Here is a 15,384-nt window from a genome sequence, read left to right as displayed (position 1 = left end):
GGAATTGGCATCATGCCAACCGAGCCGAGCGACAGGCCGCAGATCGAGCCGTTGCCGCCCATCGACAGGGCGCGACAGGTGACCGAGGCCGTGGCGTCCTATATCGACCGCGCGAACCTGCAGGCCGGCGACCGGCTGCCGGCCGAGCGCGAGTTGATGGCGGCGCTTGCCGTTGGGCGTTCGACGATCCGCGAAGCGATCCGGCATTTTCAGGCGCTCGGCGTGATGGAAAGCCGTAAGGGTAGCGGCACCTACCTGCTGAAGCCGGTGACGAGCGCCACCGTGCACATGCCGCTTTCCTTCGATGCAATCCACCTGCGCGACGTGCTGCTCCAGACGCTGGAGGTCCGCCGCGGTATCGAATGCGAGGCCGGCATGGTGGCGGCGCGGCGGCGCACGGCGGAGGATCTCGTCAATATCGAGGAGAAGCTCGACGAGATGGAGCGCGTGCATCTCGCCAAGGGCACGTCCGGGCCGGAAGACCTGGCCTTCCACCTCGCGATCTACGACGCCACGCACAATCCGCTGTTCAAGCAGCTTCTCGAACAGATGCGCGGCGCCTTCGAGCGGTTCTGGGAAAAGCCGTTCAACCGGCCGGATTTCGCCCGTCGCTCCTTTCCTTTCCACCGCACGCTCTTCAACGCCATCGCCGCCGAAGACCCCGAGGCTGCGCGGGCGGAAACCTTAAAAATCCTCGCCGTTGTCGAGGAAGACATCAAGGACATGTCCCGATGATCAACGGAGCCGATCCGTTCGACTTTGCCTCCCTTATCGTCGCCCATGACGAGGCGAATGCCTTCGAGGCCGTGGTGCCGCCGATCGTTCAGACCTCGCTCTTCACCTTCGGCAGCTATGACGAGATGGTGGCCGCCTATCGCGGCGAGATCGTGCGCCCCATCTATACGCGCGGCCTCAACCCGACGGTGCGGGCCTTCGAGGACATGCTGGCGAAGCTCGAAGGCGCCGAGGATGCGCTGGGATTTGCAAGCGGCATGGCGTCGATTTCGTCCACCGTGCTCACCTTCGTGGAACCGGGCGACCGCATCGTCGCGGTGCGCCATTGCTATCCGGATGCCTTCCGCCTGTTCGGCACGCATCTGAAGCGCATGAAGGTCGAGGTGACCTATGTCGACGGGCGCGACGAGGAAGCGGTTGCGAAAGCGCTGCCGGGCGCAAAGCTGCTCTATCTGGAAAGCCCGACGAGCTGGGTGATGGAGGCGCATGATGTCGGCGCGCTTGCAGCCCTCGCCAAGCGCCACGGTGTCGTCAGCGTCATTGACAACAGCTGGGCGAGCCCGATCTTCCAGCGCCCGCTGACGCTCGGCGTCGATCTCGTGCTGCATTCGGCTTCGAAATATCTTGGCGGGCACAGCGATGTCGTGGCCGGTGTCGTGGCCGGATCGAAGGACCTGATCGGCCGTATCCGCTCGGAGGCCTATCCCTATCTCGGCGGAAAACTTTCGCCCTTCGACGCCTGGCTGCTGGTGCGCGGGCTGCGCACATTGCCGATCCGCATGAAGGCGCATGAGGCCTCCGCGCTCGACATCGCCAACCGGCTGCAGGCGCTCGACATCGTCGACAAGGTGTTTCATCCGGCGCTCGCCAACCGCCTGCCGCCGGGGCTCACCGGCACGTCCGGCCTGTTCTCCTTCACCTTCCGCGAGGGCATCGATATCCGCGCCTTTGCCGATCACCTCCAGCTTTTCAAGCTCGGCGTCTCCTGGGGCGGGCATGAGAGCCTGATCGTGCCGGGCGAGGTGGTGTTGCAGCAGAAGGCCCAACCGAATTCCGCGCATGCCTTCGGCATCGATGCGCGGTCCGTGCGTCTCCATGTCGGCCTGGAGGGAACCGAGGCCCTGTGGAGGGATCTGGAAGCGGCGATAACAGCCGCATCCGCAAACTGACGTCAAACATCAGAAGCAAACCAGAAAAGAGGGAACGACCATGAAGAGACTTTTGACTGCCGCTCTCATCACAACGCTGATGGCATCGAGCGCATTGGCCGATACCACGCTGAAGCTCGTCGAGGTGATCACCAGCCCCGAGCGCACCGAAACGCTGAAATCCATCGTCGGCAAGTTCGAGGCCGCCAACCCCGGCACCAAGGTCGAGATCATCTCGCTGCCCTGGGGCGAGGCCTTCCAGAAGTTCGCGACCATGGTCTCGGCCGGCGAAGTGCCGGATGTCATGGAAATGCCGGACACCTGGCTGTCGCTCTATGCCAATAACGGCATGCTCGAAAGCCTGGAGCCCTATCTCGCGAAGTGGGAACACACCGCCGGCCTGACGCCGCGCGCGCTGGAACTCGGCCGCGACATCAAGGACACGGCCTATATGCTGCCCTACGGCTTCTACCTGCGCGCCATGTTCTACAACAAGAAGCTGCTCGCGGAAGCCGGCGTTTCCGAGCCGCCGAAGACCATGGACGAATTCGCGGAAGCCTCGAAGAAGGTTGCGGCCCTTCCCGGCAAATACGGCTATTGCCTGCGCGGCGGCCCGGGCGGCCTCAACGGCTGGGTGATGTTCGGCGCCTCCATGGCCGGCGACAACAAGTTCTTCAACGAGGACGGCACCTCCACCTTCAACAGCGAAGGCTGGGTGAAGGGCCTCACCTGGGTGGTCGATCTCTACAAGAACGGCTACGCGCCGAAGGACAGCGTCAACTGGGGCTTCAACGAGATCGTCGCCGGTTTCTATTCCGGCACTTGCGCCTTCCTCGACCAGGACCCGGATGCGCTCATCGCCATTGCCGAGCGCATGAAGGCCGAAGACTACGGCATCATGACCATGCCGAAGGGGCCGGGCGGCAAGACCTTCCCGACGATCGGTTTCGCCGGCTGGTCGATGTTCTCCTCCAGCGCCAACAAGGACCTGTCCTGGAAGCTGATCGAGACGCTCGAAGGGCCGGAAGGCAATATCGAGTGGAACAAGCGCACGGGCGCGCTGCCGGTGCACACTTCGGCGGAAAAGGACCCGTTCTATGCCAGCGAGCAGTTCAAGGGCTGGTTCGCCGAGCTTGAGGACAAGGACGCCGTGCCGACCGTGATGCCGACGCATCTCGAAGAGTTCGCCTTCTTCAAGGATTCGCTGGTCATCAAGACCTCGCAGGAAGCCCTTCTCGGCGACATCACGCCGGAAGACCTCGCCAACCAGTGGGCGGACTACCTGACCAAGGCACAGCAGAAGTTCCTCGCCAAGAAATAGGCCGGGGAACCTCCGGGCGGAGATACGAGGCTCCGCCCGGAGCCATCTTTATGAGACGCCGCGCAACCCGAGAACGGAAGCGAGACGATGACCATTGCTGCCCATCCGCAAGCCGTGCGACCGCTTAAAAAGCGGATCGCCGACGCGTCGGAGCCCTATCTCTACAGTGCGCCTGCGCTGATCCTCATCATCACCGTCATGCTGGTGCCGCTGGCGCTCGGCATTTCCTATGCGTTCCGCGATATCCAGCTTTTGAACCCGCTGTCCGGCGGCTTCATCGGGCTCGATCATTTTCGCGCGCTGAGCGAGGACCAGGCCTTCTTCCGCGCGCTGCGCAACACGCTGTGGTGGACGGGCGCCTCGGTTTTCCTGCAATTCCTCTTCGGCCTCATCCTCGCGCTGCTGCTCGACAAGCCCTTTGCCGGCCGTGGGATTGCGCAGGCGCTGGTCTTCCTGCCCTGGGCCGTGCCGAGTTTTCTGGCGGGCCTCAACTGGGCCTGGCTGTTCAATCCGGTGATCGGGCCGCTGCCGCACTGGATGTATGCACTCGGCATCATGGACGCGCCGGACAACATCCTCTCCAACCCGCATCTCGCCATGTGGGGGCCGATCGTCGCCAATGTCTGGTGGGGCATTCCGTTCTTCGCGATCACGCTGCTGGCAGCGCTTCAGGCGATCCCGCGCGATCTCTATGAGGCCGCCAGCATCGATGGCGCCGGGCCGGTCCAGCGCTTTCTCTCGATCACGCTGCCGTTCCTGGCGCCGACCATCGCGATCACCATCCTGCTGCGCACCGTCTGGATCTCCAACTTCGCCGACCTCATCGTCGTCATGACGAACGGCGGACCGGCAGACCGCACGCAGATCGTCGCGAGCTACATCTTCACGCAGGCCTTCAAGCGGCTCGATTTCGGCTACGCCTCGGCCATCGCGCTGGTGCTGCTGGTGCTGCTGCTCGCCTATTCGATGCTGATCGTGCTGCTGCGCCAGACGCTGCTGAACAAGGGCTGACACCATGCGCACCAGCAAGCTCCTCCTCACCGTCGCGCACCGCCTCGCCATCCTCGCCTATATCGTCGTGGCGCTCTTCCCGCTGTTCTGGCTGCTGAAAGTCTCGGTGACGCCGAACGACCTGCTCTACAGCGAGGGCGTGCGCATGTGGCCGTCGCGCGCGACCTTCGAGCACTATGAATTCGTCATCGCCCACAGCGCCTTCCCGACCTTCTTCAAGAACAGCCTGATCGTCGCGGGTTCCACGGCCATCGCGGTGACCATTCTCGCCTCGCTCGCCGGCTATGCGCTGTCGCGCTTCAATTTCCGGGCAAAATACTGGATCGTCGCACTGATGCTGATCACGCAGATGTTCCCGCTCGTCATGCTGGTCGCACCGATCTTCAAGATGCTCTCGCCTCTGGGGCTGACCAACAGCCTCACCGGCCTCGTCATCGTCTACACCGCCTTCAACGTACCTTTCGCCACCTTCTTGATGCAGTCCTTCTTCGACGGCATTCCGAAGGACCTGGAGGAAGCGGCCATGATCGACGGGGCGACGCAGTTCGTCGCCTTCCGCCAGATCATCCTGCCGCTGACGCTTCCCGGCATCGCCGCGACGCTCGGCTTCGTCTTCACCGCGGCCTGGAGCGAGTTGCTCTTCGCGCTGATGCTGATCTCCGGCAACGACGCGGCGACCTTCCCGGTCGGGCTATTGACCTTCGTCTCGAAATTCTCGGTCGATTTCGGGCAGATGATGGCAGCGGGCATTCTCGCGCTCATTCCGGCCTGCCTCTTCTTCCTCCTCATCCAGCGCTACCTCGTGCAGGGCCTCACGGCCGGCGCGGTCAAAGGCTGAAAGGGTCTTTCATGGCTTCCATCGATATCCACGGCATCCGCAAGAGCTTCGGCACCTTTCCCGTCCTGCACGGCGTCGACCTCACCATTCGCGACGGCGAGTTCATCGTGCTGGTCGGCCCCTCCGGCTGCGGGAAATCGACACTCTTGCGCATGATTGCCGGCCTGGAGGACGTCACCGCCGGCGAAATCCGCATCGATGGCAAGCGGGTCAACGACCTCGCGCCGAAGGACCGCGACATAGCCATGGTCTTCCAGTCCTACGCGCTCTACCCGCATATGAGCGTCGCCGACAACATGAGCTACAGCCTGCGGCTGCGCCGCTCCACCAAGGAAAAGATCGCCAGCGCCGTCGGCAATGCCGCATCGAAGCTCGGGCTCGATCCGCTGCTGGAGCGCCGTCCGCGCGCGCTTTCCGGCGGCCAGCGCCAGCGCGTCGCCATGGGCCGCGCCATCGTGCGTCAGCCGAAGGCCTTTCTCTTCGACGAACCTCTGTCCAACCTCGATGCCCGCCTGCGCGAGCAGATGCGCGCGGAAATCAAGAAGTTGCACGGCGACCTTCGTGCGACCTCCATCTACGTCACCCACGACCAGATCGAGGCGATGACGCTCGCCGACCGCATCGTCGCCATGCATGCCGGCGTGGTTCAGCAGGTCGGCACGCCGCTCGACCTCTACGACCGGCCGGCCAATCTCTTCGTCGCCGGCTTCATCGGCTCGCCGGGCATGAACTTTTTCGAGGGGCGCTACGTCGCCTCGGGCGAGGGCACGGAGCTGCAACTGGCGAATGGCGCGACGCTGCCGCTCGGAAAACGAACCGGCATCGAATCAGGTTCGGTGGCGACGCTCGGCATCCGCCCGGAACATGTCGTGATCGCGGATGGCGGTGCGCTGGAGGCGAAGGTCGACCTCATCGAGCCGACCGGTTTTGGAATCATCATGCACGTCACCATCCACGATATTCCGATGAAAATTTTTACGCTCGACCGGGCGATGCTCAATCCCGGGCCGAACGTCCGCGTCGACCTGCCACAGGACAAGCTTCACCTCTTCGGCGCGGAGGGCACACGAGTGGATTGAAACGAGATCGTGAAGACGATTTCCGTCCGTTCCAAAGACAATGTTAACCTTCATTTCCTAACCATCTACGCATCCCTATCGGCAATGATCGTCGAGTTTGCAGGTTCATGCGTATTTCCAGAACAAACTTCTATCCCATCCTAGAGACCGAAGGGGAAAGCGACGCGCAAGCGCCGTATTATACCCATGAAAACAATGCCTTGCCGGAATTTATGCCGGAGGCTGAAGAGTGGCATGCGGCAGACGAGCCGGTTGCCAACGATGAGGACTACCGCCCGCGATTCCGCTCGCCGGCGCTGAGAAGCTACGACCCCGGCCAATATGCCGACGGAAGCTGGGAAAGCCATTTCTACATGGCCCCGAACGTCCGCTTCACGCGCACCCCGGACAAGGTCGCCGCCAAGATCGAAGAGGCGGCCGCCGAAGAGGTGCAGCAGGCCGAAGCCGTCATCGAACAGGCGGCGCCTGCCACGAAACTTTCCGAGGCGGCACAGCTCTCCCAATCGGAGCTGCTCCAGCGCCTGCGCGAAGCGCTCGACGAGCGTCGCCGGCGTTTCGAGGAACAGCAGGCCGCCGTTCCGGCCGAGCCTGTGCCGCCGTTGGTGCAGGCCGTCGTTGCCGCCGGCACGACCGGCACACCCGCCGATGCCGCCGTGGTCTACAAGCCTGCCACCCCGTTGCCCACACCCGTCGCGGTCGCAAAGCCGGTCGCCAAGGCGGATGTGCGCGCCGCGATCAGCCGGTTCGCGCATCTCTCCGACCACGCCTTCTGGGAAACGCTGGTTCCGGACGAGGATGCATCCGAAATACCGGTAAGGAAGGCTGCCACCGTCGTGCGCATGCCGGCGCCGACACCCGCGCCGCCAGTCGCCGTCGCCATGCCCGTGCCTGTGGCCGTGCCGGCGAAAAAGCGGGACGAGCCGAATTCCATCACCGCGCTCTTCCGGGTCGTCGAATGCCGCCCGGCCGTTGCCCGCCAGCCGGTCACTGAAACCATTGTCGTCGCCGTTCCCGAGGTGAAGGCCGAGCCGGTCAAAACGCCCGTCATCGAAGCTGTGGCGGAAGTCGTCCCGGTCGCCGCCGAGATCAAGCCCGCATCGGTCGTCATCAACCCGGCCGCCGTCGTCGAGCCAGTGCGCGAGATGCCGTCCTCGGTGCTCTCCCGCGCCAAGCCCTTCCAGGTCACCCTGGCGGCACCTGCCGGCGATGCCTACGAGTACCCGCCGCGCGAGCTACTGCAGGAGCCGCCGCGCACCGTCGGCTTCGTGCTGACGCAGGAACAGCTTGAGCAGAATGCGGGTCTTCTCGAAAGCGTTCTTGAAGATTTCGGCGTTCGCGGCGAGATCATCCATGTCCGCCCCGGCCCGGTCGTCACGCTCTATGAATTCGAGCCGGCGCCGGGTGTGAAATCCTCCCGCGTCATCGGCCTTGCCGACGATATCGCCCGCTCCATGTCGGCGCTGTCGGCCCGTGTCGCCGTGGTGCCCGGCCGCAACGTCATCGGCATCGAACTGCCGAACCAGACGCGCGAGACGGTTTACTTCCGCGAGATGATCGACTCGGCCGATTTCGCCAAGTCCGGCTACAAGCTGCCGATCTGCCTCGGCAAGACGATCGGCGGGGAGCCGGTGGTCGCCGAGCTCGCGAAGATGCCGCACCTGCTCGTCGCCGGCACCACCGGTTCGGGCAAGTCCGTCGCCATCAACACGATGATCCTGTCGCTGCTCTACCGGTTCCGCCCGGAAGAATGCCGCCTGATCATGGTCGATCCCAAGATGCTGGAACTGTCGATCTATGACGGCATCCCGCATCTCCTGACCCCCGTCGTCACGGATCCCAAGAAGGCCGTCATGGCGCTGAAATGGGCGGTGCGCGAGATGGAGGACCGCTACCGCAAGATGTCGCGCCTCGGCGTGCGCAATATCGACGGCTACAACAACCGTGTGGCCGGCGCGCGCGACAAGGGCGAGACGATCACCATCAGCGTGCAGACCGGCTTCGATAAGGGAACCGGCGAGGCGATCAACGAGGAGCAGGAACTCGCCCTCGACCCGATGCCCTATATCGTCGTCATCGTCGACGAGATGGCCGACCTGATGATGGTGGCCGGCAAGGAAATCGAAGGCGCGATCCAGCGGCTTGCCCAAATGGCGCGCGCCGCCGGCATCCACCTGATCATGGCGACGCAGCGCCCTTCGGTCGACGTCATCACCGGCACGATCAAGGCGAACTTCCCGACCCGCATCTCCTTCCAGGTCACCTCGAAGATCGACAGCCGCACCATTCTGGGCGAGCAGGGTGCCGAACAGCTTCTCGGCCAGGGCGACATGCTGCACATGGCCGGCGGCGGGCGCATTTCGCGCGTGCACGGTCCCTTCGTCTCCGACGAGGAAGTCGAAAAGGTCGTGCTGCACCTGAAGGCGCAGGGCCGTCCGGAATATCTGGAAACGGTGACCGCCGAGGAAGAGGACGACGAGGACGAAAAGCCGGCCAGCGGCGGCGCGGTCTTCGACAAGAGTGACATGGGTGCCGAAGACGGCGACGACCTTTACGAAAAGGCCATCAAGGTCGTCATGCGCGACCGCAAGTGCTCGACCTCCTATATCCAGCGCCGTCTCGCCGTCGGCTACAATCGTGCCGCCTCGCTCGTCGAGCGCATGGAGAAGGAAGGCCTCGTCGGCCCCGCCAACCATGTCGGCAAACGCGAGATCATCAGCGGCGAGCGGGGCAGCTTCCAGGCACCGCCGGAAGCCGACGACGCGGAATGAGATTTTCCCGGCCGCATGTGCCCAGCGGCCGGGCAATTGTCCTACTTATTTGAATGCGATGGATTTTTGCCATGTCCACGGGAAATTTATTCCACGCGCGCCATTTAATCGATTTGGCTTACAGTGCCGTCTTTGAGGCCTGTTGCATATGGCGGACGATGTGTGAATAGTGCCGCCGACCCGTGAAGACTGCATCCAAGGAGGACAGGAATGGCATTGATCACCATGCGGCAATTGCTCGATCACGCAGCGGAAAACGACTACGCACTGCCCGCATTCAACGTTAACAACCTGGAATATATCCAGGCAGTCATGCGCGCGGCGGATGCGACGGATTCCCCGGTGATCCTGCAGGCGAGCCGCGGTGCGCGTGCCTATGCCGGCGACGCCTTCCTGCGCCACCTCATTCTCGGTGCCGCCGAAGAATACCCGCATATCCCGGTCTGCCTGCATCTCGACCATGGCGACCAGCCGTCCACCTGCATCTCTGCCATCACCAACGGCTTCACCTCCGTCATGATGGACGGTTCGCTGCTCGCGGACGGCAAGTCGATCGCCAGCTACGACTACAATGTCGACGTCACGGCGGAAGTCGTGAAGATCGCGCATGCGGCCGGTGTGTCGGTCGAAGGCGAACTCGGCTGTCTCGGCAACCTGGAAACCGGTGCCGGCGAGAAGGAAGACGGCCACGGCTTCGAGGGCAAGCTGACCCGCGAGGAACTGCTGACCGATCCGGACCAGGCGCTCGACTTCGTCTCCAAGACCGGCGTGGACGCGCTGGCGGTCGCCATCGGCACCAGCCACGGCGCCTACAAGTTCACCCGCGCGCCGGACGGCGACATCCTGTCGATCGAAACGATCGCCAACATCAACAGGAAGCTGCCGAACACGCACCTCGTCATGCACGGCTCGTCTTCGGTGCCGCAGGACCTCCAGGATCTCTTCACCACCTATGGCGGCGAGATGAAGCAGACCTGGGGTGTGCCGGTCGCCGAAATCCAGAAGGCGATCCCGCTCGGCGTGCGCAAGGTCAATATCGACACCGACCTTCGCCTCGCCATGACCGGCACGATCCGCAAGAATTTTAAGGAAAAGCCGGACAATTTCGACCCGCGCACCTACCTGAAGCCGGCGACCGCCCGCATGACGGAAGTCTGCCGCGAGCGCTTCGAAGCCTTCCGCACCGCCGGCAAGGCCTCCAGCATCCGCGTCAAGCGCCTGCCCGACATGGCCAAGTTCTACGCCACGGCATAAGACTTTCGCCCTCCCGGCACCATCGGGAGGGCGATTTTCCTGGCGGGCGGCCGCCGTCGCGCTGAATCCGCATTGACAGCACTTCCCTATCATTTATGCGTGAATATCTCATTCATACGAGTGCAGCTCCGCTCTAACGTTTCCGTTGCGAGCGGGTGTGCCGCCTCGTAAAAGGATGTGATCCCGGAACAGCCGGACGGTGCGAGGACGGACAGCATGAGCGTGAACCAGGCCCTGACGATCGCGGACCTCAAGAACCAGGCGCGCCGCCGTGTGCCAAAAATGTTCTTCGAATATGCGGATTCCGGCGCATGGACCGAAGGCACCTACCGCGCCAACGAGGACGACTTCCACAAGATCAAGCTGCGCCAGCGCGTGCTTGTCGACATGACCAACCGGTCGCTGGCAAGCGAGATGATCGGCGAGAAGGTCTCCATGCCCGTGGCGCTCGCTCCGACCGGCTTCACCGGCATGCAGCACGCCGACGGCGAGATGCTCGCCGCGCAGGCCGCGGAAGAATTCGGCGTGCCCTTCACGCTTTCGACCATGAGCATCTGCTCGATCGAGGACGTGCGGTCCGTCACGTCAAAACCCTTCTGGTTCCAGCTCTACGTCATGCAGGACCGGGATTTCGTCCTCAACCTCATCGACCGCGCCAAGGCGGCCGGCTGCTCGGCGCTGGTGCTGACGCTCGACCTGCAAATCCTCGGCCAGCGCCACAAGGACCTGCGCAACGGCCTCTCCGCGCCTCCGCGCTTCACGCCGAAACATCTCTGGCAGATGGCGACCCGGCCCTTCTGGTGCCTCGACATGCTCGGCACCAAGCGCCACACCTTCGGCAACATCGTCGGCCACGCCAAGGGTGTCGGCGACCTCTCGTCACTGTCCTCCTGGACCTCGGAACAGTTCGATCCGCAGCTCTCCTGGAAGGATATCGCGTGGATCCGCGACCGCTGGGGCGGCAAGCTGATCCTCAAGGGCATTCTGGACGAGGAAGATGCCCGCATGTCGCTGGATAGCGGCGCGGACGCCATCATCGTCTCCAACCATGGCGGCCGCCAGCTCGACGGCGCCGCCTCCTCGATCAGCATGCTGCCGCGCATCGTCGACGCTGTCGGCGACAAGATGGAAGTCCATCTCGACGGCGGCATCCGCTCCGGCCAGGATGTGCTGAAGGCACTCTGCTACGGCGCCAAGGGCACCTATATCGGCCGCCCCTTCCTCTACGGCCTCGGCGCCGGCGGCAAGGCCGGCGTCCGCCGCACGCTCGAAATCATCCGCAAGGAACTCGACGTGACCATGGCGCTCTGCGGCGAGCGGGACGTGAAGAATCTCTCGCGCAACAACCTTCACAAGGATTTGTGACGGCGCCTCAGCCGCCCTCGAACCCCTGCAACACATTCACCGCGTTGACGCCGAGCGCATCGACGGCGTAGCCGCCTTCCATGACGAAGAGGGTGGGCAGGGCGAAATCGGCGATGCGGCGGCCGATGATGGGGAAGTGGCCGGTCTCCAGCTTGAATTTCGAGATCGGGTCGTCTTTGAAAGTATCGACGCCGAGCGAAATGACGAGGGCGGTCGGGGCGTAGGCGCGGATCTTTTCGTGGGCGTCTTCGAAGGCAGCCTGCCATTCGGGCCAGGCGGTGCCGGCGGGGAGCGGATAGTTGAGGTTGTAGCCTTCGCCCTTGCCAGTGCCGCGCTCGCGGGCGTAGCCGAGGTGGAAGGGGAATTCGAAATCCGGGTCGCCGTGCAGGCTGGCGAGCAGCACGTCGTCGCGGTCGTAGAAGATCTCCTGCGTGCCGTTGCCGTGGTGGTAATCGACATCGAAGATCGCGACGCGGGCATGGCCTTCGTCGAGGAAGCGCTGGGCGGCAATGGCGGCGTTGTTGAGGTAGCAGTAGCCGCCGAAGAAATCACGGCCGGCATGGTGGCCCGGCGGGCGGCAGAGCGAGAAGGCGGCGCGGTCGCCGGCAAGCACGGCGTCAGCACCGGCGAGCGCGGTGTCGGCGGCACGCTTGGCCGCTTGCCAGGTCGTTTCGGTGATCGAGCCGGCCATGTCGAAGGAATAATAGGAGAGGCGGGCGTCGAGGCCGGAGGGCGGGGTATCGATCATCGGCATGGAGCGATGGCGCCAGCTATAGGGCCAGACCTCGCCGTCGCGGCCGGCGGCGCGCCATTCGGCAAAGACGGTTTCGAGGAAATCGACATAGTCGCGCGTGTGGATGCGCTCGATTGCTGCGCGCTCGTAGGACGGCGGCTCGATGACCGGGCCGAGGCCGACCTCGTTTACGCGCCGGAGCACGATTTCGGCGCGCACCGGCTTTTCGAAGGTTTCGACGATACGGCCGAAGGAAAGCTCCATGCCGCTGTGATGCAGGTGATGGTCTGCCGTGTAGAAGGTTTTCATCAGACGGTTTCACCATAGAGCGTGCGTTCGAGCGCCGTGACTTCGGCTGCGAAACGGCGGTATTCGGCGCGCTTGAGGGCGAGGAAGACGTGGTGCAAGCGCTCGCCCAGCGCCTCCTTCAGGAAGACGGAGCGGGTCGCCGTCTCGATGGCGCTGCGCCAGTCCGGCGGCAGGTCGTCGCCCGCGGTTTCGGCATAGGCTGTGGTCTCGGGGCCGGGATCGGTTTTTGCGAGAATGCCCTTGCGCATGCCGGCGAGCACCGTTGCGCCAACCAGATAGGGGTTGGAATCGATGCCGGCGGCGCGCTGTTCGAGATGGCGGCCGGCGGGAGAGCCTGCGGGAATGCGTACGGCGACGCTGCGGTTGTTGGTGCCCCAGGTGGGCGTCGTCGGCGCGTAGCTTTGGGCCGCGAAACGGCGCCAGGAATTGAAATGCGGGGCGAAGACGAGCATGGATTCCTGCATCGTCGTGAGCAGGCCGGCGACGGCGTGTTTCAACAGGGGCGAGAGCGCCTCGCCCTGGTCGGCGAAGCGGTTATCGCCCTCGGCGTCGGCGAGGCTTGCATGCACATGCATGCCGGAGCCGGCGCGGCCGGCGAAGGGTTTTGCCATGAAGCAAGCCATCATGCCGTGACGCACGGCAAGGGCGCGGATCAGGCGCTTGAGCATGACAATATCGTCGGCGGCGCGCAGCGCATTGCCGTGGCGGAGCGTCAGTTCAAACTGGCCCTGGGCATATTCGGAGATCATCGTCTCAACGGGCAGGCCCTGCGCCTCCGCACCGCGATAGACGGCGTCGATGAAGGGCTCCAGCCGGTCGAGTTCCGTCACGCCATAGACCTGGATGCCGTCCGGCCGCTCGCCGGAGAGCGGCAGGCGCAGCGGCTGGAATTGCCCCTCAGCGGTGCGCTCGCGATCGAGCAGGTAGAATTCCAGCTCGTAGGCAAGAACGGGATGGAAACCGTCGGCTTCGAGCAGGCTGACCTGGCGCGCCAGCGCATGGCGCGGGTCGCAGGCCATCGGCGCGCCGTCGAGTTCGAACAACGAGAGGCGCAGTTCGCCACGCGGCGGCGAGGTCCAGGGGAGCGGCACGAGCGAGCCGGCGACCGGCCAGGCGCGGCGGTCGGCATCACCATCCGACCAGACGAGGCCGGTCTCCTCGACATCCTCGCCGGTCACGTCGAGACCGAGGATGGAGCCGGGCAGATGCCGGCCGGAGCGGAAGATCGGCAGCAACTCGTGCCGGCGAATGATTTTTCCGCGCGCAATGCCGTTGAGGTCGATCAGGACGAGATCGAAGGCGGTGATGTCCGGATGGGCGGCGAGGATGGCTTCGGCCTCCGCAATATCCGCGGCCTCCGGCGGCCGTGTGGCGAGATCGCGGCTCACGCGGCAGCCCTCCGTTCTGCGAGGCGGCCGATGACGGTCGCAAAGGCCTCGACGAGGCCCTCGGCCTGTTTTTCTGAAAGCGCCGGGCTGACCAGCACCATGTTGTGGAAGGGCGTCAGCAGGTAGCCGAGGTTCAGCATGGAGAGGTGCAGGGCCGCCTCGATCGTGTCGGAGGCGGCCGCACGGGCCTCCTCGGCATTGCGCACGGGCTCGGGTGAGAAGACGACTTCCAGCCGGGCGCCGACACGCGAGACCGTCCAGTCGAGGCCGGCCGCGGCGATCGCCGCCTTGAAGCCTGTCTCGATGCGGTCCGCGCGGGATTGCATGATGCGATAGGCCTCCTGGGTCATGACCTGCTCCAGGCAGGCGCGCAGGCAGGCGAGCTGCAAGGCGCTGCCGGAAAGCGTGGTGCCGATGCCGGAATGGCCGTGGCCGCTCTGCTCGCGGCGGATGACGTGCAGGCGATCGGAAATCGCCTGGCTCATGCCCCAGACGCTGACCGGAACACCGCCGCCGATCGGCTTGCCCATCACGATCAGGTCGGGATCGAGGCCATGCACCTTCGTGTAGCCGCCAAGGCCGGTGGAAATCGTGTGCGTCTCGTCGATGAGCAGCAGCGTGCCGGCGTCGCGCGTAAGGCGACGCAGCGCGTCATGGAAACCCGGCGCGGGCGGGATCATGCCGCAATTCGTCATCACCGGTTCGGCGAGCACACAGGCGATATCGTGGGCCGCGAGCGCCTTTTCGAGCGCCGCCTCGTCGTTGAAGGGGATGGAGACAGTCAACTCGCCGAGATCGCGGACTTGTCCGAGCAGGTTGCGGCGGGAGATGGTCTTGCCGTCGACGAGATCGACCAGCGTATCGTCCACGGCGCCATGGTAGCAGCCATCGAAAACCAGCAGTTTGGCTCGGCCGGTCACGGCGCGGGCGATGCGGATGGCGAAACGGTTGGCGTCGCTCGCCGTGGCGCCGAGCTGCCAGCGCGGCAGCCCGAAGCGCTCGACGAGCAGGCGGCCAACGGCCTGCGCGTCAGAGGAGGGCAGCATGGTGGTGAGGCCGCGTGTGCCGGCATTCTTCAGCGCTTCCAGCACAGGCGCCGGGCCGTGGCCAAACATCGCGCCGGTATCGCCAAGGCAAACATCCACCACGCGATTGCCGTCGATGTCGACGAGTTCGACGCCGCTCGCCTGGTCGACGACCATGGGGAAGGGGGTCGGCCAGTCGAGCATCCAGTGCTGCGGCACGCCGTCGAAGAAGCCCGATGCCGCTTCGTCATGCGCGGCTGCGCAGCGCGGCCGCCGCGCGCGAAAAACCTCTGCTTCCGCCTCGATGAGCGCGCGGGCGCGCGCCTCCAGGTTCGCCCTCTCCATGCCGTACCCCCAATGAAATGTGATCACATATTGGTTGATGTGATTTCAAGTGTCAAACGACAAGA

General features: G+C 64.5%; 12 protein-coding genes. 9 read left to right on the top strand and 3 right to left on the bottom strand.

Going from position 1 to position 15,384, the window contains the following annotated elements; genetic code table 11:
• The first annotated feature begins 12 nt into the window (after window positions 1–12).
• The 9 genes from AC1Q6Z_RS13895 to AC1Q6Z_RS13855 all read left to right on the top strand — a co-directional run bounded on the left by AC1Q6Z_RS13895 (window position 13) and on the right by AC1Q6Z_RS13855 (window position 11,519).
• Window positions 13–735, top strand: a complete 723-nt coding sequence (locus AC1Q6Z_RS13895) for a FadR/GntR family transcriptional regulator (RefSeq protein ID WP_435266033.1) — start codon at window positions 13–15, stop codon at window positions 733–735.
• Window positions 732–1,904, top strand: a complete 1,173-nt coding sequence (locus AC1Q6Z_RS13890; protein ID WP_492648244.1) for a PLP-dependent transferase — start codon at window positions 732–734, stop codon at window positions 1,902–1,904. The genes AC1Q6Z_RS13895 and AC1Q6Z_RS13890 overlap by 4 nt, the downstream gene beginning before the upstream one ends.
• Before the next feature lie 40 nt (window positions 1,905–1,944).
• A complete protein-coding gene (locus AC1Q6Z_RS13885; protein WP_492648243.1) occupies window positions 1,945–3,204 on the top strand; it encodes an ABC transporter substrate-binding protein in 1,260 nt (419 codons plus the stop codon).
• 87 nt (window positions 3,205–3,291) lie between these two features.
• A complete protein-coding gene (locus AC1Q6Z_RS13880; RefSeq protein WP_492648242.1) occupies window positions 3,292–4,215 on the top strand; it encodes a carbohydrate ABC transporter permease in 924 nt (307 codons plus the stop codon).
• Between the two features lie 4 nt (window positions 4,216–4,219).
• Window positions 4,220–5,053, top strand: coding sequence for a carbohydrate ABC transporter permease (locus tag AC1Q6Z_RS13875; RefSeq protein ID WP_256116799.1), 834 nt, complete (start codon window positions 4,220–4,222; stop codon window positions 5,051–5,053).
• Between the two features lie 11 nt (window positions 5,054–5,064).
• Window positions 5,065–6,132 (top strand): ABC transporter ATP-binding protein, encoded by a 1,068-nt coding sequence (locus AC1Q6Z_RS13870; protein WP_492648241.1) that lies wholly within the window; start codon window positions 5,065–5,067, stop codon window positions 6,130–6,132.
• Window positions 6,133–6,344: 212 nt separating this feature from the next.
• Window positions 6,345–8,900: a DNA translocase FtsK gene (locus tag AC1Q6Z_RS13865; protein WP_492648354.1), complete on the top strand. Its 2,556-nt coding sequence runs from the start codon at window positions 6,345–6,347 to the stop codon at window positions 8,898–8,900.
• A 210-nt stretch (window positions 8,901–9,110) separates the two neighbouring features.
• Window positions 9,111–10,154, top strand: a complete 1,044-nt coding sequence (gene fba, locus AC1Q6Z_RS13860) for a class II fructose-bisphosphate aldolase (protein ID WP_492648240.1) — start codon at window positions 9,111–9,113, stop codon at window positions 10,152–10,154.
• 222 nt (window positions 10,155–10,376) lie between these two features.
• The gene (locus AC1Q6Z_RS13855) at window positions 10,377–11,519 is read left to right on the top strand and encodes an alpha-hydroxy acid oxidase (RefSeq protein WP_369431635.1); all 1,143 of its coding nucleotides are present in this window, start codon (window positions 10,377–10,379) and stop codon (window positions 11,517–11,519) included.
• 7 nt (window positions 11,520–11,526) lie between these two features.
• On the opposite strand, the gene AC1Q6Z_RS13850 is transcribed toward AC1Q6Z_RS13855, so the two are convergent.
• Genes AC1Q6Z_RS13850 through AC1Q6Z_RS13840 form a run of 3 tightly spaced genes read right to left on the bottom strand, consistent with a single transcriptional unit; the run spans window position 11,527 to window position 15,319 of the window.
• A complete protein-coding gene (locus AC1Q6Z_RS13850; RefSeq protein WP_492648239.1) occupies window positions 11,527–12,561 on the bottom strand; it encodes a histone deacetylase family protein in 1,035 nt (344 codons plus the stop codon).
• On the bottom strand, window positions 12,561–13,949 hold the full coding sequence (locus AC1Q6Z_RS13845) for a glutamine synthetase family protein (protein WP_492648238.1): 1,389 nt from the start codon (window positions 13,947–13,949) through the stop codon (window positions 12,561–12,563). Before AC1Q6Z_RS13845 ends, AC1Q6Z_RS13850 begins: the two co-directional genes overlap by 1 nt.
• Window positions 13,946–15,319: a transaminase gene (locus AC1Q6Z_RS13840; protein WP_492648237.1), complete on the bottom strand. Its 1,374-nt coding sequence runs from the start codon at window positions 15,317–15,319 to the stop codon at window positions 13,946–13,948. The genes AC1Q6Z_RS13845 and AC1Q6Z_RS13840 overlap by 4 nt, the downstream gene beginning before the upstream one ends.
• Between the last annotated feature and the right edge of the window lie 65 nt (window positions 15,320–15,384).

This window comes from Shinella sp. GW835-FHT14H05 (genome assembly GCF_058793575.1).
This window is presented reverse-complemented; position numbering and strand designations above follow the sequence as displayed.

Excerpts from the sequence above, each read along its gene's own strand:
- fba (WP_492648240.1), top strand. The coding sequence starts at position 9,111 with ATGGCATTGATCACCATGCGGCAATTGCTCGATCACGCAGCGGAAAAC.
- AC1Q6Z_RS13880 (WP_492648242.1), top strand. The coding sequence starts at position 3,292 with ATGACCATTGCTGCCCATCCGCAAGCCGTGCGACCGCTTAAAAAGCGG.
- AC1Q6Z_RS13850 (WP_492648239.1), bottom strand. The coding sequence starts at position 12,561 with ATGAAAACCTTCTACACGGCAGACCATCACCTGCATCACAGCGGCATG.
- AC1Q6Z_RS13885 (WP_492648243.1), top strand. The coding sequence starts at position 1,945 with ATGAAGAGACTTTTGACTGCCGCTCTCATCACAACGCTGATGGCATCG.
- AC1Q6Z_RS13870 (WP_492648241.1), top strand. The coding sequence starts at position 5,065 with ATGGCTTCCATCGATATCCACGGCATCCGCAAGAGCTTCGGCACCTTT.
- AC1Q6Z_RS13890 (WP_492648244.1), top strand. The coding sequence starts at position 732 with ATGATCAACGGAGCCGATCCGTTCGACTTTGCCTCCCTTATCGTCGCC.
- AC1Q6Z_RS13865 (WP_492648354.1), top strand. The coding sequence starts at position 6,345 with ATGCCGGAGGCTGAAGAGTGGCATGCGGCAGACGAGCCGGTTGCCAAC.
- AC1Q6Z_RS13875 (WP_256116799.1), top strand. The coding sequence starts at position 4,220 with ATGCGCACCAGCAAGCTCCTCCTCACCGTCGCGCACCGCCTCGCCATC.
- AC1Q6Z_RS13895 (WP_435266033.1), top strand. The coding sequence starts at position 13 with ATGCCAACCGAGCCGAGCGACAGGCCGCAGATCGAGCCGTTGCCGCCC.
- AC1Q6Z_RS13840 (WP_492648237.1), bottom strand. The coding sequence starts at position 15,319 with ATGGAGAGGGCGAACCTGGAGGCGCGCGCCCGCGCGCTCATCGAGGCG.